The following is a 21,656-nucleotide window of genomic DNA, read 5'->3' as shown; positions in this document are numbered from 1 at the left end:
GATTTTCAGTCGAATCCCTGAACGGGTGGCGTCGTGGTCTCCGCTGGCGCAACTTGAGCCGGTTGCACCACGGGAGCGGCTTGGACCGGCGGATTGTTGGCCGCTCTCATTTGACCGTTGGCCTCCAACGCCTCGCGTGTGCGCGGCGGAGCACGGGTGACGGTAGTCCCGTACGCCTCACGACGTGGCGGCTGTCGGTGTCTTGCCGAGCGCGAACCTCCCACGCCCCAGGACCGGGCGATTGAAGGACCGGCGGTATAGCCGATCACTGCGCCGGCAACGGCACCGACCGGCCCCAGCACGACCGCGCCGGACACGGCTCCGAGCGCCGCAGAGCCCGCGCGCTCCTGCGCGATGGCGCTTGCAGGCACGCTAGCCAGCATCGCGATGGCAATGATCAGAACCTTCTTCATCAGAGCGCCTCCCTCACCGGAGATCACTCTGACTCAAATATGGCCGCACGAAGTTTGTCCGTTGCCCAACACGGGGCGGTGAGCAATGGAACTCCGGCAATTTAAAGGCTTGCACGCACGCTACGGCGCGACCTTGTCGCTGATGAATCCGTTGCCATCGAGCGCGCGACGGACCGTGCCATCCGCCTTGGCGCCATCCAGAAACTGCGCGGCCCAGGCCTTCGCGGCGGTCTTGCCCTTCGGCACGACCACAACCACGCCGGTCGACTGGATCACGTCATCCAATACCTTGGTCCCGGGCAGTTTCCGCAAGAGGTCCTCCAGCGCCCCCATGCCCATCGCCAGCGCATCGAGCTCGCCCTTGCCGATCAACGCGGCCGCCTCTTCCGGCTTGACGAACTTTGTCAGCTTCGCCTGCTTGATCGACTTCTCGACCGTCCGCGATGTCGATGTCCCCTCGATGCAGCCGACCCGCATACCCGCGCGATCGACATCCGCCGCAGAGCGAATGTCAGAACCGGCACGAACGAGATAGCCGCTCATATAAGCGACATAAGCAGGCCCCTGATCCACAAACACCTCACGCTTGACATCGGCCGGCATGAAGGAGAGATCCCAGACGTCCATGCCGCTGGCAGCGGCGATCTCGTCCGAGCTCTGGTATTCGACGAGCTGCAGCGGAACGTGCAGCTTGTCGGCGGCAGCCTTTGCCAGCTCGACCGTGACGCCGCGCGGCTTTCCGGTGGAGGGATCGCGCGTCGTCCAGAACGCCGACGCGGCGGGGCCGACGGCCACCGCAACGCGGAGCGTTCCCGTGGGTGCGATGTCGCTCGGCCCCTCCGCTTTCACATCAGGGGCTGCGGTCATAAAGAAGACAAATCCCAACGCAGCGATCAAACCATGCCGTAGCATCTTGCGTCTCCAGGGTTGGACGATCACCGACAAGACGGCGGTGTACTCCCTCGCCCCGTTGTTACGGGGAGAGGGTTGGGGTGAGGGGCCGCCTCCGCAAAGATGGTGATACATGGGCTCGCGGAGAGTTCCCCTCACCCGGAAATCAAGCTGTGCTTGATTTCCGGCCTCTCTCCGCAAGCGGGGAGAGGCGAAGAGAGGGCCGCTAGACGATCTTGATCGACATGTCCGGCAAGCCCTCGAGCTTGCACAACAGCACGTCACCCTTCACGACCGGGCCGACATTCTCCGGCGTGCCGGAATAGATGATGTCGCCGGCCTTGAGCTCGAACGCTTCCGAGAGTTTTGCGATCTGCTCGGCGACGCTCCAGATCATCTTGCTGAGATCCGAGCTCTGCTTCACCGTACCGTTGATCGCAAGCGAAATGGCGCCCTTCTCGAAATGGCCGGTCTTGCTGGCCGGGTGGATCGGGCCGATCACCGCGGCGTGGTCAAAGCTCTTGCCGATCTCCCAGGGCTTCTTCTCCGCGGCCATGCCGTTTTGGAGGTCGCGCCGGGTCATGTCGAGGCCGAGCGCGTATCCATAGACATGGTCGAGGGCCTTCTCGGCCGGGATGTTGATGCCGCCGGATTTCAACACTGCGACCAGCTCGACCTCATGGTGATAGTTCTTGGTCAACGACGGATAGGGATGGTCGGCAACCTCGCCGATCGCGACGTTCTGGATCGCATCGGTGGGCTTCTGGAAGAAGAACGGCGGCTCGCGGTTCGGATCCGAGCCGCGCTCGATCGCATGCGCGGCCTAGTTGCGACCGATGCAGTAGATGCGGCGGACCTGGAACACGCTCGTTTCTCCGACGATCGGAATCGTGACCATCGGCACCGGGAAGATCGGCTTGGGTGTGCCTTGCGCTGCCGCAGGAGGAGTGTCGGCGATGGTGGCAGCGGTCACCACGGCGGCGCTTGCGAGCAGATCGCGTCGCGTGGGTGAGGAGGTCTTTTTCATATCTTATGCTCCAAGGGACGGCCATTCGCGTCGGATCGACCGATAGTGGATCAGACATCTCCGGGCAACGCCTTTGGCCTCGATATCGCAGCGCATCATGCGGACGACGCGCTAGGATCAGTCATTTGACAAGGCAACCGCCATGCAGGGGACCGGGTGGAGAATTCTGGATGTATCTGCGCGCGCGATCCGCGCCGCCGGAATGGCACTGCTTATCGTCGCGCTATTGCAGGGGACCGGCAAGAGCGCGGAGATCGTCGATCCCAAAGCAATGAGAGCGATCGGCACGATCGATCCGCGCTTCCAGTCGTACAACATCGAAATGGTAGAGGTGACCGGCGGACGATTCTGGAAACCCTATGCGCAAGGAGGCGGTCACAGCGATCGCTACGCTTATCGACCGCCGATCGATCTCGCTAGCACGCGCCTGCGCAAGCTGGCCGCGGCGCTCGGGCCGGCCTATTTGCGCGTAAGCGGCACCTGGGCGAACGCGGCCTTTTTCGCCGACACCGACGATCCGCCAGCCGCACCGCCTGCCGGCTTCGACACCGTGCTCAACCGTACACAATGGCGCAGCGTCGTTGACTTCACGCACTTCGCCAATGCGGAGATCGTGACGTCCTTTGCCGTCAGTCCCGGCAGCCGCGACACTGACGGCGCCTGGACGCCGGATCAGGCACAGCGCCTCGTCGATTTCACGCGATCGCTCGACGGCCGCATCGCTGCCGCCGAATTCATGAACGAGCCGACGCTCGCGGCGGACAATGGCCCGCCGGCGGGATATGACGCCAATGCATACGGCCGCGACTTCAAGATCTTTCAGACATGGATAAAGCGAGCATCGCCAGAGACGTTGATCGCAGGACCTGGCTCGGTCGGCGACTCCGGCTCATCCTCGGCCACCGGCATCAACACGCGCGATCTGCTCGCAGCGTCGGGCCCGGGCCTCGATCGCGTCTCCTATCACCACTACAATACGCTCTCGCCTCGCTGCGGCGTGCACGACGATCCCGCCCAGGCGCTATCCGAGGACTGGTTTTCGCGGACCGACGCGGCGCTTGCCGTCCACCGCGGACTGCGCGACGAATTCGAGCCGGGCAAGCCGATCTGGGTGACGGAGACCGCGGATGCCGCCTGCGGCGGCAACCGCTGGGACAAGACATTTCTCGATACCTTTCGCTATCTCGACCAGCTTGGGCGGCTGGCGAGGGCCGGCGTTCAGGTGGTGATGCACAACACGCTCGCCGCCAGCGACTACGGACTGCTCGACGAAGGGACATTCCTGCCTCGGCCGAACTACTGGGCCGCCCTGCTCTGGCATCGGCTGATGGGAACGACCGTGCTCGACGTCAGCGCAGGTGCCGCGCCCGATCTGCATCTCTATGCGCATTGCCATCCGGGTCAGCGCGGTGCGGTGTCCATACTTGCGATCAACACGTCGCAGCGGACATCGCGCGCCGTGACGCTGTCAGCTCCCGCCGAACGATACACGCTGCATGCGGCCCGGCTCCAGGGCGCCATCGTGCAAATGAATGGCAAGACGCTCGCATTGAAGGCCGATGACGAGCTACCCCGGCTCGAGCCGCGAGCAGCGTCCGCGGGCACGATCCGACTTACGCCTGAGACCATCACTTTCCTGGTGTTTCCGGACGCGGCGAATCCCGCCTGCCGGTAGAGGCGCTCACGACCTCAGCGAGTCGCGCGCCGTCTCCGGCGTCATCAATGTCGCGATGATGGTGATGATCGAAAGCGCGATGATGTAGAGCGACACCGGCCAGTACGTGCCGGCCCAGGCGAGCAGCGCTGTCGCGATCAGCGGCGAGAAGCCGCCGCTGATCGCAGCCGCGACATTTGCCCCGAGCGAGGCGCCGCTATAGCGCACCTGGGTGCGGAACAATTCCGGCATGAACGCGGCCTTTGGCCCGAACAGCAGCGCATGCGTCAGCGTCATCGTGACGACCAGCGCAAGCGTGATCAGCACCGGCTCTTTGGTATCGAGGAACCAGAACAGCGGAAACGCCAGCGCCACCGAGAAGACGCCGCCGGCAAGATACAGCGCCTTGCGGCCAAAAATGTCCGACAGCCAGCCGGCGAGCGGCAGCGTCGCGAACTCGACGATCGCGGCGTACACGACCGCATTCAGGATCACTTGGCGCGGCAGCCCGAGGCTTGTCGTGGCGTAGACCACGATGAAGACGGTGAGGAGATAAGCGAGCCCGACTTCCGACACCGTGATGCCGATCGCCAGTAGAAAGCTGCGCCAGTCGCGGCGAAGCACTTCCCACACCGGCTGCGTCAGCACCTCCTTGCGCTCGACCACCTCCTTGAAGTGCGGCGTCTCTGCAAGTCTCATGCGCACGATGAATCCGACGCCGACCAGTACAATGCTGATCCAGAACGGCACGCGCCAGCCCCAGCTCAGAAAATCGGCCTCCGGCAATTGTGTCATCAGGCCGAAAATGCCGGTTGAAGCCGCGACGCCGACGGGAAAGCCGATCTGCACCAGGCTGCCATAGAAGCCACGGCGATTGCCGGCGTGCTCAACCACCATGACCACCGCGCCGCTCCATTCGCCGCCGAGACCGATGCCCTGAACGAAGCGCAGGATCACCAGCAGGATCGGCGCCCACACACCGATCTGGCTGTAGGTCGGCAGGCAGCCGATCAGGAATGTCCCGAGCCCCATCGCGATCATGGTCGCGACCAGCATCCTCTTGCGTCCGAGCCGATCGCCGTAATGCCCGATGATGGCGCCACCAATCGGCCGCGCCACGAAGCCGACCGCATAGGTCGAGAATGCCGCGAGCGTGCCGACGAAGGCATCGAAGCTGGGGAAGAACAGCTTGTTCAGCACGAGCGCGGCTGCGGTGCCGTAGATCAGGAAGTCGTACCACTCGATCGCGGTGCCGAGCGCGCTCGCCCACACCACATGCGCCGTCGTCGACCTCTCCGCCGCAGCGGAGATCCCTGTTGCTGCCGTCATTGCCATGCCGCCCCAAGATTCCGGTGGGCATCATGGATAATCGGGATCAGACTTGCAACCTGCGGAGGCATCGCCTCTCACCAAGATCACAATGCGAGATTTTCGCACCACTGCCGCCTCATCGTCGTCCTGGCGAAACCCAGGACGACAGCGGGGTACGCCGTCGGCCCCCTATTCGCCATTGACAAATTCATTCGCTAATATCTAATTTATCGGCAGAATAGCCGGCCGTGCCAAGCGGTCCAAAAAAGAGAGGGAACGACGATGAGAGGGCTTTTGGCCTGCGCCATGCTCGTGGCGATGACTTCGGCTGCCATAACCACAGTCGCGAGCGCGCAAGTCTCCGACGATGCAGTGCGGATCGGCGTGCTGACGGACCTGTCGAGTTGGGGCCGCGACAACTCTGGACCGGGCTCGGTCGAGGCCGCCAAGATGGCGGTGGAGGAGTTCGGACCGACCGTGCTCGGCAAGCCCATCGAGATCATCAGCGCCGACCACCAGATGAAGACCGACGTCGGCGTGCAGATCGTGCGCGGTTGGTTCGACAACGGCAAGGTCGACGCCGTCGTCGATATCCCCAATTCCGGCATCGCGATCGCCGTGCACAACATGGTGCGCGAGCGCAACAAGATCGCCCTGCTTTCCGGGCCCGGCGCGAGTTCGCTGACCGACGAGCTGTGCAGCCCAAACACCGTGCACTTCACCTACGACACCTACGCACTGTCGAAGGTGACGGCGTCCGCCGTGATCAAGGAAGGCGGAAAGTCCTGGTACTTCATCACCGCGGACTACGCCTTCGGCCAGCAGCTCGAGAAGGACGCCACCCGCTTCATCAACGAGATGGGCGGCAAGGTGCTCGGCGGCGTCAAGCATCCGACCAACACCGCCGACTTCTCCTCCTTCGCGCTGCAGGCACAGAGCTCGAAAGCCGACGTCGTCGCCTTCGCCAATGCCGGCCAGGATACCGACAACGCCATCAAGCAGTCCGGCGAGTTCGGCCTCGTCCAGGGCGGCCAGAAGCTCGTCGGCCTCCTGATGTTCGACACCGACGTGCATGCGATCGGCCTGAAGTCCGCGCAGGGCACCTATATGACCGCGGCGTCGTACTGGAACATGGATGAGGCGACGCGCGCCTGGTCCAAGAAGTTCTTGGCCCGCACCAATGTGATGCCGACCATGATCCACACCGGCGTCTACGGCTCGGTTCTGCATTACCTCAAGGGCATCAAGGCCGCCGGCACCGACGATCCGGCCAAGGTGATGGCCAAGATGCGCGAGCTGCCGATCGAGGATACCTTCGTTCACGGCGGCAAGTTGCGCGAAGACGGGCGCGTGATCCGCGATATGTATCTGGCCAAGGTGAAGTCGCCCGAGCAGTCCAGGGAGCCCTGGGATTATCTGGAGATCGTCAAGACCGTGAAGGGCGAGGACGCCTTCCGTCCTGTCTCCGAATCCAAATGTCCGCTGCTGAAGAAGTGAGGTGAGACATGACCGGCAACGAGCGCAACGCAAGCGAAACATACGAGTGCGATGTGCTCGTGGCCGGATCGGGCTGCTCCGGCATGTCGGCGGCGATCACCGCGCGTTATCGCGGCCTCGACGTGCTGATCGTCGAGAAGGAGCCGCGCTTCGGCGGGACTACCGCCCGCTCCGGCGGCTGGCTGTGGATTCCCGGCACGTCGCTGGCGAAAGCCTACGGCATCGAAGAGACACCGGAGCAGGCCCGCACGTATCTACGCCACGAGGCCGGCAACAATTTTGACGCGGCGCGCGTCGATGCGTTCCTGGGTGCCGGCCCCGAGGCGGTTGATTTCTTCATCACCAAAACCGCGCTGCGCTTCGACATGCCGCTGGTGTTTCCGGACTATCATGCCGAAGCGCCCGGCGGGGCGCAGGGCGGCCGCTCCATGGTGACGCGCCCGTTCGACGGCCGCGAACTTGGCGACCAAATCAAGGCGTTGAGCATGCCGCTGCCCGAGCTCACCGTGTTCGGCATGATGCTCGGCTCCGGCAAGGACATCGTCCACTTCATGCGTGCGACGAAATCGTTGACCTCGGCGGTCTATGTCGCAAAACGCCTGTCCCGCCACCTGATGGACGTCCTGCGCCATGGCCGCGGCATGACCCTGACCAACGGCAATGCGCTCGCCGGGCGCCTCGCAAAATCCGCACAGGATCTGAAGATCCCGATGTGGCTGTCCTCGCCGGTGCGCGAGCTGACGGTCGAGAACGGCGCGGTGACCGGCGCGATCGTCTCGCGCAAGGGACGCGACGTCCGCGTCCGCACGCGCCAGGGCGTCGTGCTCGCCTGCGGCGGCTTTCCGCATGACGTCGAGCGGCGCAAGAAGATGTTTCCGCATGCGCCCACCGGCAACGAGCATTTTTCGCCGGGACCGACCGGCAATACCGGCGACGGCCTGCGCCTTGCCGAAAGCGCCGGCGGACATATCGAGGATCGCCTGCCGAATGCGGCCGCCTGGGTGCCGGTGTCGCTGACGACGCGCAAGGACGGCTCCAAAGGCGTGATGCCGCACTTCATCGACCGCGCCAAGCCCGGCGTAATCGCGGTAATGCGCGACGGCAAGCGCTTTACCAACGAAGGCAATTCCTATCATGACTTCGTCCAGGCCATGATCAAGGCCGCAAAGCCGGGCGAGGAAATCGCGGCCTATCTGGTCTGCGATCACCCAACGCTGCGCAAATACGGCCTCGGCTGCGTGCCGCCCTTCCCGATGCCAACAGGTCACCACCTCAACACCGGCTATCTCATGCGCGGCGACACGCTGGTGGCGCTGGCGGCGAAGGCCGGTATCGACGAAAAGGCGTTCACCGAGACGGTCAGGCAATTCAATGCGACCGCGCCGCAGGGTCACGACGCCGCCTTCGGCAAGGGCTCGAAGGCCTATAACCGCTACCAGGGCGACGCCATGCACGGCCCCAACCCCTGCATCGCGCCGATTGAGAACGGTCCGTTCTACGCCATCAAGATGGTGATCGGCGATCTCGGCACCTATGCCGGCATCGTCACCGACGAGAACGCGCGGGCGCTCGACGCCGAGGGCCGGGTGATTCCGGGGCTTTATGCCGCCGGCAACGACATGGCGAGCATCATGGGCGGCAATTATCCCGGTGCCGGCATCACGCTTGGGCCGGCGCTGACCTTCGGCTACATTGCCGGCCGTCATCTCGCCGACAGCGCCGCCAAGCGCAACGCGGCGTAAGCCAGGCGCATCGGAGGCGCATGAAGAGAGAAAGTCGCGGCATCCAGTCGATCGAGGTCGGCGGAGAACTGCTCCGCGCCCTCGCCAGGAGCGGCGAGCCGATGATGCTGCGCGATCTCGCCCGCGAGGCCGGCATGACGCCGGCCAAGGCGCATCCTTATCTCGCCAGCTTCTCCCGCATCGGGCTGATCGAGCAGGACGAGACCACCGGCCGCTACGAGATCGGCGCGCTGGCGCTGGAGCTCGGCCTGATCAGCCTGCGTCGCCTCTCCGGCGTCCGCATCGCGCAGCCGAAGATCGCCGCGCTCGCGAGCCAAATCGGGCATGCCGTCTCGCTCGCGGTCTGGGGCACCCACGGGCCGACCGTGGTGCAACTCGAAGAACCCGGCCAGCCCGTGCATATCGTGATGCGCGCCGGATCGGTGATGGCGCTGCTGGAGACCGCCACGGGGCGCGCCTTCGCGGCCTTCCTGCCCGAGAAGACCATCAACGCCGCGCTCGAGAGCGGCCTCGATCGTCACGGCGTCGGCTACAATCCGAAGCGCGCTGTGAAGGGCGCTAAGGTCGCCGAGATGCTGGCGGAGGTCCGCAAGCACGGCCTCGCCCGCGCGCTTGGCGATCCCCTGCCCGGCGTCAATGCATTCTCAGCGCCGGTGTTCGACCATGCCGGTCATGTCGCGCTGGTCATCACTGCGATGGGACCGGAAGGCACATTTGACGCGCGTTGGGAAAGTCCCATCGCTCACGCCTTACGCGACTGCGCGGGCGGGATCTCGAAGCGGTTGGGTTATGGGATGACGATCGCGGCGGAGTGAGGGGCAAACTGCCCGCCTCACAACAACACCTTAGCAGGTATTGCACTTGCATCGTGAACCGAAGGGGCATCCAGTACGTCGCAGCCGATCGGCTCCATCACTGTTGTCTCGGCGTACCGGATCGCCCGGTCAAGCCGGGCGATGACACCGAGAATGGAGCCGCCCCCTACTTGTCCTTCACCGGCACCGTGTAGTTCAGGACCAGCCTTCCGCCATCCGGATAGATCGTCTGTCCGGTGATGTAGGACGCATCGTCGCTCGCAAGGAACGCGACTACAGAGGCCACCTCGCTCGGCTCACCGCCGCGGCCGGCGGGCGTGCGCGACATCACGGTCTTGCGGGCATCCTCGGAGGTGTAGATCGACGACGCCACCATGTCGGTCAGGATTGTGCCAGGCCCTACCGCGACAACGCGGATGTTGTGCGGGGCCAACGCCACCGCGGCAACTGACGTGAGCTGCTTCATGCCACCCTTGGACATGGCGTAGGTCGCAAGCGCCGGGATCGCGAGCAGCGCGTTCACCGAGGACATGTTGATGACGACCCCGCCACCACCTTGCGCGATCATCTGCTTCGCGGCCGCCTGCACGCCGAAGAACGCGCCCTTCAAATTGATGCCGATGACTTCGTCGAATTCCTGTTCGGATATCTCGAGCAGGTCGCGGTTGCGGGCGACGCCGGCATTGTTGACCATGATGTCGAGGCGGCCGAACTCCTTCGCGGCGGTGGCAACGAGCTGGTGTACGTCGGGGCGCTTGGCGACATTGCCGACGACGGTGCGCAGAGCATCCGGCCGGCCGAGCTCGGCTGCCGTCGCAGCAAGGCCCTCGGCATCGACATCCGAGATGACGACCTTGACGCCGTCATCGAGGAATCTCTTTGCGCAGGCCTTGCCGATGCCGCGTGCCGCGCCGGTGATGGCGGCGACCTTGCCGGATAGTTTCATGGGTCTCACTCCAGGATAGCTGCTTGGGGCAGGCCTACGCCGGATCAGGACCGGGGGCTAGGCCGCCGCGAAGCCGAGATGAGCACGGAACCGGTTCTTGATAAAGACGGCGTCGCGCGAGGGCAGCGAGCGCGGTGGATTTTCGGCCCTGACCTTGATGACAAAAAGCCGCGGACCGTCGGCAGGCTCGACCATTTGCGTGGCGAGGCGCTGCACCTCCTCGAGCGTCCGCACGGTCGCGGCCGCGACAAAGCCGCAAGCCGTAGCGATCGCGGTGAGATCGACACCGCAGCCGGTGTGGCTCGCTTGCATGCCGGTTTCGCCAAAATGCTGGTTGTCGATCACGACGATGTCGAGATTGCGCGGGCGCGCGACGCCGATGGTGGCGATGCCACCGAGGCCCATCAGCTGCTCGCCATCGCCGGTCAAGGCAACAACGCGTTTGCCCGGCTGGGCCTGCGCGAGCCCCAGCCCGATCAGCGCAGCGCCGCCCATGGCGCCCCAGAGATAAAAATTGTCGTCGCGGTCGCCGGTCGCATGCAGATCATAGGTCGGCGAGCCCAGACCGGAGACGACCGGGGTGTTCTTGCGGTCCTTCAGGATCGCCGCAACGGCGGCGCGACGATCGAGTTGAGAGGGAACGGACATCGATATCACCACTTCTTCTTGCCGATCAGGCGCTGCCCGATCAGGACCGCGATCTGCTGATCGGACTCGTAGGCGAGCGAGGCTGCAGCTTCGACCGTCTCGACCAGATTCTCCGCCGTCTCCGCACGCATCACCTTCAGGCCGATCGCCTCCAGCGAGGGCTGCGTCGCCCGGCTCATCGGCACCTGCCAGGGATTGAACTCGGCCCATTCGCCGCGCATCGTCACCAGTATCAAGAGCGGAAAGCGGCCCATCGCCGACAACGACAGCATGTTGATGCAATTACCGACCCCGCTCGACTGCATCAGCAGCACGCTGCGCTGGCCGCCGAGCCAAGCGCCCGCCGCGATGGCGATGCCCTCCTCCTCCGTCGTCAGCACATTCGTGATGACGTCGCGGTCAGCGGAGAACATGCGGATCAGCTGGCTATGGCCGGCATCCGGCACATAGGACATCTGCCTGACCTCGGCGGCTTTCAGGATGCGATAGAGCTCGGACGGCCAGTCATCGCTGGCGCGCGTTTCGAGATTCGGCTTGGGGCTGGGCACAGCGTGTCTCCGTGACATTCGAGCGGCACGCTAGCGAAGTTGGGGCGCGAAGGCCCTGACCGTCTGGCACGATCAGATATCGAGGGATTGTATAGCTGGCTTGGCCGCGAGCGGCGGTGTGCTCCATCGCCCGCTTGCGGGGCGAGGTGAAGAGAACTCAATTCGCCGCAGACCTCGCCGCGGCCGGCATGTAGATCTGCGCGTAGCCTTCCTTGATCGCGGAGGTGATGCGGTCCAAGCGGCGGTCGATGTGCTTCTCCAGCACCGAGATACAAGCCTCCTCATCCCGCGCCTTCAAGCCTTCGACCACGGCGCGGTGCTCGGCTTGCGTAGTGGAGCGATTGATGCTGTCCATGTCGATCCAGCGTACGAAGCGGATGCGGGCGTTGACGTTGCGCAGCACACGCAGCATCTCGGCATTGTTCGACATGCCCATCAGCCGCTCGTGGAAAGTCTCGTCCAGCTCGACCAGCTCCACCGAGGAGCGATCGCCGGGATCCGGCCCGGTCGCTTCAAGGAACTTCAGCAGCGCGTCGATGTCCTCGTCCTTGGCGCGCTTGATGGCGAGGCGGACCGAGGCAACCTCGATCGACTTGCGCAGCTCGTAGAGATCGAAGATCTCATGCGCATCGAGCTCGCGGCAGAAAAAGCCCTTGCCCGGTATGAAGCGCAGGAAGCCTTCGGTGTTGAGGCGGTTGAGAGCTTCGCGCAGCGGGGTACGGCTGACACCGAGGCGCTTCGCCAGCTCGCCTTCGTTGAGCCGCTCGCCCGGCTTGAACTCATAGCTCACGGCCATCGCCTTGAGCTGCTCATAGACGCGATCGACGATACTATCGGAAGCCAGTTCCACGTTGCTCATCATCAGCTGCAATCATGCCCCAACACACCCAAACATATACCGGGGTGGCGGGGCCGATGGCAATGCAAACGAGACGGGAGACCGAACCGGCAAAATAGGTCGTGGCGCGCCTTTAGAGGAAGCGCGTCGGCGCGAACGGCGCGAGCGGAATTTCGGGCTGCCTGCCGCTCAAGAGCTGGGCGACAAGACGGCCGGTGCGGGCGGAGCCGACCAGGCCGACATGGCCATGGCCAAAGGCATAGACGATGTCACGCGAACAGCGCGCGTAGCCGATGCAGGGACGTCCATCGGGCATGCTCGGGCGATGACCAAACCAGGTCTTGATGCGCGAGGGGGGGATATCCCTTGGCAATTTCGGGAACATGCTGAGAAGATGGCCGCGCAGAATCTCGGCGCGCTTCCAGTTCGGCGCGGCCTCCAGGCCGGCGATCTCGACGGTGCCGGCGGCGCGCAGGCCCTTGTTGGTCCAGTTCACCACCATCTTGGCGTCCGATGCCATCATCGAGCTGCGCGGGCCGGACTCCGGGTTCTCGATCATGACGTGATAGCCGCGCTCGGTCTCCAGCGGCAGCGGATCGCCAACGGACGCGGTCAGCCGCTTGGAATGCGCGCCGGCCGCGACCACCGCAGCGTCGCACGCAATTTCGCCGGTCTCGGTAAGAACGGCAACGAGCTTGTTGCCGTTCAGCTTGAGGCCGGTCGCCCGGGCATGGACGAGCTTGGCACCGCTCGCCAGCGCATGCTGGGCGAGCGCGGCGACATACGCGCCGGGATCGCGGCAGCGGCCGGCCTCCTCCACCACCACGCCAAAGCTGTAGCGCGGATCCAGGTCCGGCTCGCGCTGACGCATCTCGTCGGCATTGAGCTCCAGCCATTCGACGCCGACCTTCCTGCGCAGGCGCCAGCCGAGGTCGTTGTCGAAATTTCCACGCGACGGGAACACATGCATCACGCCGTTGCGCTCGATCAGCTCGGGCACGCCCGCTTCTTCCGCAAGTTTCCGGTGCAGCAGCGGTGCATCCTTCAGGAGATCGCGCAGCGCGAATGCGGTCTTCTCGACCCGCGCCGCGGTCCAGCCCGAGAGCAGGTACTTGATCAGCCAGGGCAGCGCCTTCGGCAAGTATGACCAGCGGATCGCAAGCGGCCCGAGCGGGTCCAGGAGATAGCCCGGCACCTTCTTCCAGACGCCAGGTTCTGCCGGCGGGATCACCGAATGCGAGGAGAGCCAGCCGGCATTGCCATAGCTCGCCGCCTGCTCGCCACCGGGCACGCCTGCGTCGATCAGCGTGACGCCATGGCCCTCGCGCAGCGCCTCGATGGCACTGATCACGCCGACCGCGCCGGCTCCAATGATGGCGACGTGGCGGCCCTCAGGCATCGGCTAGGCCTTCACCGCGGGCGCAAAATCCTTGCCGACCGAGAGCGCGCGCGGATCGATGATGCAGTGAAGGATCGACGGCTTGCCCGAGGCCAGCGCGCGCTCAAACGCCGGCGCAAACTCCTCGGTGCGCTCGACGCGCTCGCCATGGCCGCCGAACGCCTTGGCGTACATCGCGAAGTCGGGATTCTTCAGCTGGGTGCCGACGACGCGGCCGGGATAGTCGCGCTCCTGATGCATGCGGATGGTGCCGTATTGCGAATTGTCGACCACGATGACGATCAGCGGCGCGTCGTACTGCACGGCGGTCGCGAACTCCTGGCCGTTCGTCAGGAAGCAGCCGTCGCCGGCAAAGGCGACCACGACACGATCCGGATATTGCCGCTTGGCGAGCACGCCCGCCGGCACGCCATAACCCATCGAGCCCGAGGTCGGCGCTAGCTGCGCGGCAAAGCTGTGGAAGCGGTGATGGCGATGGATCCAGCCGGCATAATTGCCGGCGCCGTTGCAGACGATCGCATCCTTGGGCAGGCGGTCGCGCAGCCAGGTCATGACCTGACCGTACTGGAACGTGCCCGGCAGCTCACGCGCCTTGTCGGTCCAGGCGAGGTAATCTGCATGCGCCTTGGCGGCCTCGCCCTTCCAGGCAACGGCGCCTGCGGGCTTCAGCGTCTCGACGGCAGCCGCGAAGGCCGCCGGCGTCGCCTGGATCGCGAGCGCCGGCTGATAGACGCGGCCGAGCTCTTCCGAGCCCGGATGCACGTGGATCAGCTTCTGCTTCGGCGCGGGAATGTCGAGCAGCGTGTAGGATGAGGACGGCATTTCCGACATGCGGCCGCCGACGAGCAGAACGACGTCGGCATTATCGATGCGCGCTTTCAGGCCGGGGCTCGGTCCGATGCCGAGATCGCCGGCATAGTGGGAATGATCGGCGTCGATCAGCGATGCCCGGCGGAACGAGGTCGCGACCGGCAGGTCGAAGCGTTCGGCGAAGCGCGCGATGCTCTTGGTGGCGTCATCGGTCCAGCGCGAGCCGCCGAGGATCACGAGCGGCGCCTTGGCACCGGCAAGCATCGCACCGACTTGCTCGATATCGGCGGGCGCCGGCCAGCTCACCGCCGGCTCGATACGCGTGGCATCGGCAACGGCGGCGGTCTCAGTCAGCATGTTCTCCGGCAGCGCGATCACGACGGGGCCCGGACGGCCCTGCATGGCAACGCGGAAGGCGCGCGCGACCAGCTCGGGAATGCGGTCGGGGCGATCGATCTCGACCGCCCATTTCGCCATGGGGCCGAACACCGCCTTATAATCGAGCTCCTGGAACGCCTCGCGCTCGCGCATGCCGGTGTCGACCTGGCCGACGAACAGGATCATCGGCGTCGAATCCTGCATCGCGATGTGGACGCCATGGCTCGCATTGGTCGCGCCAGGGCCGCGGGTGACGAAGCAGACCCCCGGCCGTCCCGTGAGCTTGCCATAGGCCTCCGCCATCATCGCGGCACCGCCTTCGGCGCGACAAATCACCACGTCGATCGGGCTGTCATGCAGCGCGTCGAGCGCCGCGAGGTAGCTCTCGCCCGGCACGCAGGTGACGCGATCGACGCCCTGGGCCACCAGCTGATCGATCAGGATCTGGCCCCCGGTACGGGTGTTGCGAATGGTCATGACGGCTCCCTGCAGGCTTTGGCGATGCGCTTCAAGGCTTCGCGCAAGTTTGTTCCGAGGTGGCGTAGGACAGGCGGAATTCAGGTGCAAGGCCGAAACAACCGCCCGGCGTCGTTCTGCGGGGCCCCACGGCGGTCGCGGGCCTCGGATGCCCTGAGCAAACCGGGAGGCAGATATGCAGCCGGCCTTCGCAGCACTTCCGCCGTTGACGCGTACCGATGCGCGTTTAAGTAGGTGAGACAAAGAGTGCAGGGGATGGCGACGTTCGCTGGGTTGGTTCCCATTGCCGCCATCCATGCAGGACACATGACGACCTCGCCTCACGCGACCTCGCCAAAAACGAAATCGGCTTCCGCACCCCCTCATCTCGCCATCGTTCTGTTCTCGCTCGCGATGGGCGGCTTTGCGATCGGAACCACCGAATTCGCATCGATGAGCCTGCTGCCGTTCTTCGCGGCCGACCTTCATATCGACGAGCCGACGGCCGGACACGCGATCAGCGCCTACGCGCTCGGCGTGGTGCTGGGCGCGCCGCTGATCGCCGTGCTCGGCGCGAAGTTCGCGCGGCGCACGCAGCTGCTGGCGCTGATGACGGTGTTCGCGCTCGGCAACGCCCTCACCGCGCTTGCACCCGGCTTTGGTTCGATGGTGGCGGCCCGCTTCCTCTCAGGCCTGCCCCACGGCGCCTATTTCGGCATTGCCGCCCTGGTTGCGGCCTCGCTCGTTCCGCAACACCGCCGCTCGCAAGTGGTCGGCCAGGTGATGCTGGGCCTGACTGTCGCCACCATCATCGGCGTGCCGCTGGCCAATTTGATCGGTCAAACGGTCGGTTGGCGCGCGAGTTTTGGCCTCGTGTCGGTGCTGGCGCTGCTCACGGTTCTGCTGTGCGCGCTGTTCGCGCCGCGCGACCAGGCCGGCCGGTCGGATCCGCTGCGCGAGCTCGGCGCGCTCAAAAGCCGCCGCGTGTGGACGACGCTCGCGATCAGCGCCATCGGCTTCGGCGGCATGTTCGCCGTCTACACATATCTCGCGACCACCCTGATCGAGATCACCAAGGTCAGCACTGAGGTCATTCCGTTCTTCCTGGCGATCTTCGGCATCGGCGCCACGCTCGGCAATCTGTTCGTGCCGCGCTTCGCCGACCGCGCACTGATGCCGACGGCGGGAGGCATCCTGGTGTTTGCGGCCGTGGCGTTGCTGGTGTTTCCGCTTGTCGCCGGCAATCCCTGGCTGCTCGCGATCGACATTTTCGCGATCGGCGCCAGCGTCGCACTCGGGGCCATCCTGCAAACGCGGCTGATGGATGTCGCGGGAGACGCGCAGGCGCTTGCCGCCGCGCTCAATCACTCGGCCTTCAACACCGCCAATGCGCTGGGCCCGTTCCTCGGTGGTCTCGCCATTCGTCAGGGATGGGGCTGGACCTCAACCGGTCCTGTCGGTGCCGCGCTGGCAGTCCTCGGTTTCCTGATCTGGATCGTCGCCTATCGCGACAGCGGCCCCGCGCCGGTCGAGCACACTTCAGGCAGTGACGAAGCACCTCGCGAAACTGCTCCGCTGAAGCGCGCACCGCCGTTGGCGCCGCGTGAGCGGAGCCGTTCGGATCGCGCGGAGGATCCGGTCGCCTGACCGATCGCAACAGGCTCAGAACAGAGCGGCGTTGAGGGCCTGTCCGTAGATCATCGCGGCCACCAGCGAAACCAGCAGGCCCGCGCCGGAGAAGATCATCAGGATCTTCAGAGTTTCGACCTCGACATTGGTTCCCGTCGCGCGGGATATTGCTCTTGCCAGTGCAGCAATCATCGCCAGCTCCGAACCCGGCCGCGCAAACGCGGGGCCTGACTTCATCTAGCGCAGATCGTCGCATCCGCCTGTGAAGCAGATTACAGGTGCAGCCCGGCTGTCGTCCCTCGGCTGAGCACGAAAAAGCACGGGACTGAACATCATGTTCAGTCCAAAATACCTCTTGGTCATTGACAGCGAAAGCCGGGATCGCCGAGCTTCCACCCAACAACAATGGGAGGGACTCCATGCACCTGCGGCATCCGCGCGTCGCAAATTCGATCATCACGGCCTTTGCGCTTCTCACGCTCGGAGTTGCGAGGCCGGCCTCGGCGGAGGAGAAAACGATCAAGGGCGGCGTGCCGGTCAATCTCGCGACCCTGCAGCCCGGCGTCACCTACACCGACATCCCGAACGGCTTTGCGCGGCCGCATCTGATGATGGACATCATCAAGCCGGTCAGTGACAAGCCGGTGCCCGCCATCGTGTTCGTCTCAGGCAATGGCTGGCGCAGCATCGACCGCGCGGCGCTGATCCCGCAGCTGTCGCCGATCGCCAAGGCCGGCTATCTCGTCGCGGCGATCGACTACCGCATCATCGGCGAAGCAAATTTCCCCAAGCCGCTCGAAGACGTGAAGACGGCGATCCGCTTTCTGCGCGCCAACGCCAAGATCTATAATATCGACCCGGACCACATCGCCGTCTGGGGTAATTCTGCCGGCGGCCATCTCTCGGCGATGGCGGCAACCACAGGCGAGACCAGGGACTATGACAGTGACCGCTGGCCCGGCCAATCGAGCGCGGTGCAGGCAGCCGTGATCTTTTATGGTCCGATGGACCTCTCGCACCGCATGGATTCCAATGCCGTCAACGGCAGCCCGGGCATGTCGGTGGAGAGCGCCTTCCTCGGCTTCGACGCCAAGGATCCCGCCAACGCCGAGAAGGTGAAGAAGGCCAATCCGGTCGCGCAGATCTCCGACAAGACGCCGCCGATGCTGATCGTGCACGGCACCAAGGACGTCGTCGTTCCCATCAGCGAGAGCGAGAACCTCTACGCAGGCCTGACCGCCGCCAAGCGTCCCGCCACCTTCATCCGGGTCGAAGGCGCCGGCCACAGCTTTGGCCAGGTCAGCAGCAATCCCGAGGTGATGGCCGAGGTGCTCGCCTTTTTCGACCGCACGCTGAAGGGCAAGCCTTGAGGCCCGCGCAGGACCGGACAGGGCAAGTACTCATAAACGCTCGTCGTCAGCTTGCCGATGTCTGCTCCACCCTCGATAGCGGCGGAATAGCGAACATCCCTCAACTGTCGCTTCGGCCAAAAGCAGAAAAGAGCCGAGGCGACACCCCCGATGTAAATGTGACGGCAATGGTTATTATCTTGCCTGGATGGCCATTGCTCCTAAAACCGATCGGGTAAAGGTCTGCACATGATCAATCGGCGAAAGCTTTTGACTTCCTTAGGCGCCATGGCTCTGGCTTGCCCAAGAGCAGCTCGCACACAACCGGCGCGCAAGATGATCAGAATCGGCGTCGTCGTCATCGGCTGGACCAGTGATGACATAACTGGGCCGTTGCCCCGCAGTCGTAATGTGCGCATGTTTTTGCGTGGCATGGCCGAGTTGGGCTATGTTTATGGGCGCGACTTTGTCACCGAGCCGCGAGGAATCGAGAATCTTGCGACCGTTACCGAACTGGTCGATCTCAAGTGCGACGTGATCGTCGCGACGGGCGGTGGCGCAACCCTCGCATTGCTCAAACAGGCGACCCGCACCATTCCGGTGGTCATGACGGCCGCGCCCGATCCGGTGTCACAAGGATACGTGCAAAGCCTCGCCCGTCCGGGAGGGAATTTTACTGGAATGAGCCTGCAGAGCACGGAACTCACGGGCAAGCGGCTGGAGCTGCTGAAAGAACTCAATCCGGCCGCGGAAATCGCGGCTGTTTTCTGGGACACATCGAAACCGGAGTTATGGACGACGGCTCAAAAAGTGGGGCAGGCGCAAGGATGGAAAATGGTTTCAGTCCAGATCGGGGAGCCGTCGGAGATTGCGAACGGTTTCAAAGTTGCTGCCGATGCCGGCGCTGGCGCGCTTCTAATTCCTGCCTCCGCCATCCTGTTCAGTCGCGCGAGAGAAGTTGCCGAGCTCGCCGCGCAGAGCGGCATTCCAGCGATGTATGAGCTCCGACCGTACGTAGAGGCCGGAGGGCTGGCTTCTTACGGCGCCGATATCGAGGAAATCTGGCGGCACGCCGCCACCTACGTTGACAAGATACTCAAGGGCGCCAATCCCGCAGAACTGCCGATCGAGCAGCCAACCAAGTTCGAGTTTGCGATCAACACGCGGGCGGCGAAGTCGCTAGGTCTCACCGTGCCGCCCTCGATCCTCGTTCGCGCCGACCAAATAATTGAGTGAAGTAAGGATCTTCCTTGAAGGTCCGCTCCGGGTCACACTGCGACGTCGCTCCACACCGGGGCTGGTCCGCTCTAACCCACAAATCAGAGCCATGGTCGCTCGCCTAAAAAGGTCAGCAATGACCGACATCGGGCTATTCGAAACGAAGAGGCCGCCTTGGTGGCGGCCTCTTCTATGCTCATGCGATCTGGCGAGAGATTAAAAAGTACACGACCACTTCTTACCATCCGGGGTGGTGCCGACCCACTTCTTGGCTTTGGTACATTGTGCACCGGCAGCTTCGCAGTTGGTTCCAGTCTTCCCTGAACTACGGCTTTCGCTGCAATAGGCCTGCATGCCCGCACAATCGGCCCTCATACACTTGCCAATGGCTTTTTGTGCAGAGCTTGGAACAGAAGTCGAAATCAAGGTCATGAAAATAGCTGCGCAATAAAGCGTTCTCATCAAAATACTCCAAGGAAATGACCTGCCATAGATTTATAGTGAAACCCTCATGCCCCGGCAATGGAGGCGCCCAACTTCAGGAACGGGGCACAAGCAGCGGTCGAGGCAGGCACGCCACGCGTCCGGTCCGCCGACGATAACCGACATCACGACAGTCTCGGGCTTGTTCAGCTACAGGCGACAAGCTGACCGGATCACCTCGCTCGTTGCCAAGTCACATCGGCGACATCTCCCGCCGGCGGACGAACGGTCAGTGAAGCGGTGAGTAACTCCATTCTCGAATCCGAACATGTCACCAGGTAGATGAAATGCGCTGATCTGGCGACGGCCGTCTGTCAGCAACTTGTGGGTCCGGACTGCTCCCGCCGTGATTTGATACACGTAGTCAGCCTCTTCGCCCTCGCCGAAAATCTCGGCTCCCCTGCGATATCGATATTCACTGCAAAGCACCCGCTCGCCAGCAAGAGCGGCGAAGTGTCCGTCGACGGGCCGTCGATGCGTGTTGATGTTCACCAGCATGGGCGCCTCCCTGAAAACTTAGCGCAAGCTAGAGAGAGGGAGCGCGACCACGGCTTGACGAAGCGCAAATTCGGCCCAGCCTACATCATTGTCCGTAGGGAGCTGCCAGGCGCAGGGTTGACGAAGGCGGAAAAAGAAAGCCGCCAGCCCTTGGGGAAGCCGACGGCTTGGGTTGGGGTCGCGTAGTGGGGACTACGCGACGTCTTGTCTAGCCAAGCAGGAGTAGGACCTGTTGATCTGGATCAAACGTCATCAGCGGAGTCGATGCGGCAAGCCAGTTGGGTTGGCAGTTCTGCTCTGGGTCTGACTGTCCGCTCGCCCAAGCGAAGCAGACCTCAACAGCGGCGAGCGCGCAGCTTCGCCGACGGGCCGGGTCAAAACCGGTAAAGCTCACCCCGCGCAGATGTTTTCCGCTTGGCCGTCGACAGCCGACATCGCCTTTATGAGCACACGCTTCAGGTCATGCCCGCGAAGGCCGAACCTGTGTGCGGCCACTCACGGTAATGACAGATTGACGCACCCTCCGAAGTTGGACGAAGATGCGGCCCTTATACTTTCTCACATTTTGGAGGCCGAAATGCGTTTTTCTAGATTCGCTCAATTCGCCGCCACGTTGTTTCTGTTTGCTATCGCTTTGACCGCTCCTGGTCACGCGCAAGGCAACAAGCAGATTATCTCCGGCACCTACTACGAGGATCGCGCCAGTCACGTTTCCAGCGGCAACAGCATGATCACACTGACACTGACACAAACGCCGACCAACAAATTTGTGAACATTACCAACGTGTCTTGTATCGTCGCCACATTTGCCTCCCAGGCCTTCCCTTATGGACAGCTGCAACTCGGCACGGCCCCGGGCCAAAACGATATCGGCAGGACCTACACCCTAAGAGGGATCAGCCCCATTCCAAATGCGGGCGGTTACAATTTCTATTCTGTCGGAGTCGACGGAATGTTTTTCAAGATTGGGCCCGGCCGCTTCCCGTCGATCGCCCTTTATAGCACCGTTCCATCGAGCGGGGGTCTCTACTTGTGGGGAGATTGCACCGTCACGGGGACGCTGTCGGACAGCTAGCGTTTTTTCAGTCTCTTGGGCACATCGGCGT

Annotated in this window: 20 protein-coding genes and 1 pseudogene; 8 read left to right on the top strand and 13 right to left on the bottom strand. The window is 63.8% G+C overall.

Going from position 1 to position 21,656, the window contains the following annotated elements; translation table 11 throughout:
* Window positions 1-5: 5 nt before the first annotated feature.
* The 3 genes and pseudogenes from ACWAT4_RS09695 to ACWAT4_RS09685 all read right to left on the bottom strand — a co-directional run bounded on the left by ACWAT4_RS09695 (window position 6) and on the right by ACWAT4_RS09685 (window position 2,331).
* Entirely contained in the window at window positions 6-413 is a 408-nt protein-coding gene (locus ACWAT4_RS09695; RefSeq protein WP_212447212.1) for a hypothetical protein, read from the bottom strand.
* A gap of 120 nt (window positions 414-533) precedes the next feature.
* Window positions 534-1,280: a transporter substrate-binding domain-containing protein gene (locus tag ACWAT4_RS09690; RefSeq protein ID WP_449730428.1), complete on the bottom strand. Its 747-nt coding sequence runs from the start codon at window positions 1,278-1,280 to the stop codon at window positions 534-536.
* A 250-nt stretch (window positions 1,281-1,530) separates the two neighbouring features.
* Window positions 1,531-2,331 (bottom strand): annotated as a pseudogene (locus tag ACWAT4_RS09685) (fumarylacetoacetate hydrolase family protein).
* A gap of 202 nt (window positions 2,332-2,533) precedes the next feature.
* Here ACWAT4_RS09685 and ACWAT4_RS09680 point away from each other — a divergent pair.
* On the top strand, window positions 2,534-4,006 hold the full coding sequence (locus ACWAT4_RS09680) for a glycosyl hydrolase family 79 N-terminal domain-containing protein (protein WP_449730427.1): 1,473 nt from the start codon (window positions 2,534-2,536) through the stop codon (window positions 4,004-4,006).
* 6 nt (window positions 4,007-4,012) lie between these two features.
* On the opposite strand, the gene ACWAT4_RS09675 is transcribed toward ACWAT4_RS09680, so the two are convergent.
* Window positions 4,013-5,314 (bottom strand): MFS transporter, encoded by a 1,302-nt coding sequence (locus ACWAT4_RS09675; RefSeq protein ID WP_449730426.1) that lies wholly within the window; start codon window positions 5,312-5,314, stop codon window positions 4,013-4,015.
* Window positions 5,315-5,578: 264 nt separating this feature from the next.
* Between ACWAT4_RS09675 and ACWAT4_RS09670 the strand changes: the two genes are divergently transcribed.
* Genes ACWAT4_RS09670 through ACWAT4_RS09660 form a run of 3 tightly spaced genes read left to right on the top strand, consistent with a single transcriptional unit; the run spans window position 5,579 to window position 9,350 of the window.
* A complete protein-coding gene (locus ACWAT4_RS09670) occupies window positions 5,579-6,793 on the top strand; it encodes an ABC transporter substrate-binding protein (RefSeq protein WP_212299116.1) in 1,215 nt (404 codons plus the stop codon).
* Between the two features lie 8 nt (window positions 6,794-6,801).
* Window positions 6,802-8,535: an FAD-dependent oxidoreductase gene (locus ACWAT4_RS09665; RefSeq protein WP_212299117.1), complete on the top strand. Its 1,734-nt coding sequence runs from the start codon at window positions 6,802-6,804 to the stop codon at window positions 8,533-8,535.
* A 20-nt stretch (window positions 8,536-8,555) separates the two neighbouring features.
* The gene (locus ACWAT4_RS09660; protein WP_212299118.1) at window positions 8,556-9,350 is read left to right on the top strand and encodes an IclR family transcriptional regulator; all 795 of its coding nucleotides are present in this window, start codon (window positions 8,556-8,558) and stop codon (window positions 9,348-9,350) included.
* A gap of 166 nt (window positions 9,351-9,516) precedes the next feature.
* On the opposite strand, the gene ACWAT4_RS09655 is transcribed toward ACWAT4_RS09660, so the two are convergent.
* The 6 genes from ACWAT4_RS09655 to ACWAT4_RS09630 form a co-directional block, all read right to left on the bottom strand.
* Window positions 9,517-10,296 (bottom strand): SDR family NAD(P)-dependent oxidoreductase, encoded by a 780-nt coding sequence (locus ACWAT4_RS09655; RefSeq protein WP_212299119.1) that lies wholly within the window; start codon window positions 10,294-10,296, stop codon window positions 9,517-9,519.
* Between the two features lie 57 nt (window positions 10,297-10,353).
* Entirely contained in the window at window positions 10,354-10,944 is a 591-nt protein-coding gene (locus ACWAT4_RS09650; RefSeq protein WP_449730425.1) for a thiamine pyrophosphate-dependent enzyme, read from the bottom strand.
* A 5-nt stretch (window positions 10,945-10,949) separates the two neighbouring features.
* Window positions 10,950-11,510, bottom strand: a complete 561-nt coding sequence (locus tag ACWAT4_RS09645; RefSeq protein ID WP_449730424.1) for a thiamine pyrophosphate-binding protein — start codon at window positions 11,508-11,510, stop codon at window positions 10,950-10,952.
* Between the two features lie 139 nt (window positions 11,511-11,649).
* Window positions 11,650-12,354 carry a GntR family transcriptional regulator gene (locus ACWAT4_RS09640; RefSeq protein WP_249154658.1) on the bottom strand — a complete coding sequence of 235 codons (705 nt, stop codon included), beginning with the start codon at window positions 12,352-12,354 and terminating at the stop codon, window positions 11,650-11,652.
* A 109-nt stretch (window positions 12,355-12,463) separates the two neighbouring features.
* Entirely contained in the window at window positions 12,464-13,729 is a 1,266-nt protein-coding gene (locus ACWAT4_RS09635) for an NAD(P)/FAD-dependent oxidoreductase (RefSeq protein ID WP_449730423.1), read from the bottom strand.
* 3 nt (window positions 13,730-13,732) lie between these two features.
* Window positions 13,733-15,394: a thiamine pyrophosphate-binding protein gene (locus ACWAT4_RS09630; RefSeq protein WP_449730422.1), complete on the bottom strand. Its 1,662-nt coding sequence runs from the start codon at window positions 15,392-15,394 to the stop codon at window positions 13,733-13,735.
* Window positions 15,395-15,649: 255 nt separating this feature from the next.
* On the opposite strand from ACWAT4_RS09630, the gene ACWAT4_RS09625 reads away from it, so the two are divergent.
* Window positions 15,650-17,020 (top strand): MFS transporter, encoded by a 1,371-nt coding sequence (locus ACWAT4_RS09625; protein ID WP_449730421.1) that lies wholly within the window; start codon window positions 15,650-15,652, stop codon window positions 17,018-17,020.
* A 15-nt stretch (window positions 17,021-17,035) separates the two neighbouring features.
* Here the strand turns inward: ACWAT4_RS09625 and ACWAT4_RS09620 are convergent, their stop codons facing one another.
* Window positions 17,036-17,239 (bottom strand): hypothetical protein, encoded by a 204-nt coding sequence (locus ACWAT4_RS09620; RefSeq protein ID WP_212299207.1) that lies wholly within the window; start codon window positions 17,237-17,239, stop codon window positions 17,036-17,038.
* 182 nt (window positions 17,240-17,421) lie between these two features.
* Between ACWAT4_RS09620 and ACWAT4_RS09615 the strand changes: the two genes are divergently transcribed.
* Window positions 17,422-18,372 (top strand): alpha/beta fold hydrolase, encoded by a 951-nt coding sequence (locus tag ACWAT4_RS09615; protein ID WP_449730420.1) that lies wholly within the window; start codon window positions 17,422-17,424, stop codon window positions 18,370-18,372.
* A 315-nt stretch (window positions 18,373-18,687) separates the two neighbouring features.
* Window positions 18,688-19,587 (top strand): ABC transporter substrate-binding protein, encoded by a 900-nt coding sequence (locus ACWAT4_RS09610; protein WP_449730419.1) that lies wholly within the window; start codon window positions 18,688-18,690, stop codon window positions 19,585-19,587.
* A gap of 198 nt (window positions 19,588-19,785) precedes the next feature.
* Here the strand turns inward: ACWAT4_RS09610 and ACWAT4_RS09605 are convergent, their stop codons facing one another.
* Window positions 19,786-20,031, bottom strand: coding sequence for a hypothetical protein (locus tag ACWAT4_RS09605; protein WP_449730418.1), 246 nt, complete (start codon window positions 20,029-20,031; stop codon window positions 19,786-19,788).
* Between the two features lie 171 nt (window positions 20,032-20,202).
* Window positions 20,203-20,550: a cyclic nucleotide-binding domain-containing protein gene (locus ACWAT4_RS09600; protein ID WP_212447204.1), complete on the bottom strand. Its 348-nt coding sequence runs from the start codon at window positions 20,548-20,550 to the stop codon at window positions 20,203-20,205.
* Window positions 20,551-21,127: 577 nt separating this feature from the next.
* Between ACWAT4_RS09600 and ACWAT4_RS09595 the strand changes: the two genes are divergently transcribed.
* Entirely contained in the window at window positions 21,128-21,625 is a 498-nt protein-coding gene (locus tag ACWAT4_RS09595; protein WP_212299129.1) for a hypothetical protein, read from the top strand.
* Window positions 21,626-21,656 lie beyond the last annotated feature (31 nt).

Source organism: Bradyrhizobium sp. T-1, assembly GCF_053592855.1.
The sequence above is the reverse complement of the archived record's forward strand: the minus strand, read 5'-3'. Positions and strand labels throughout refer to the sequence as shown.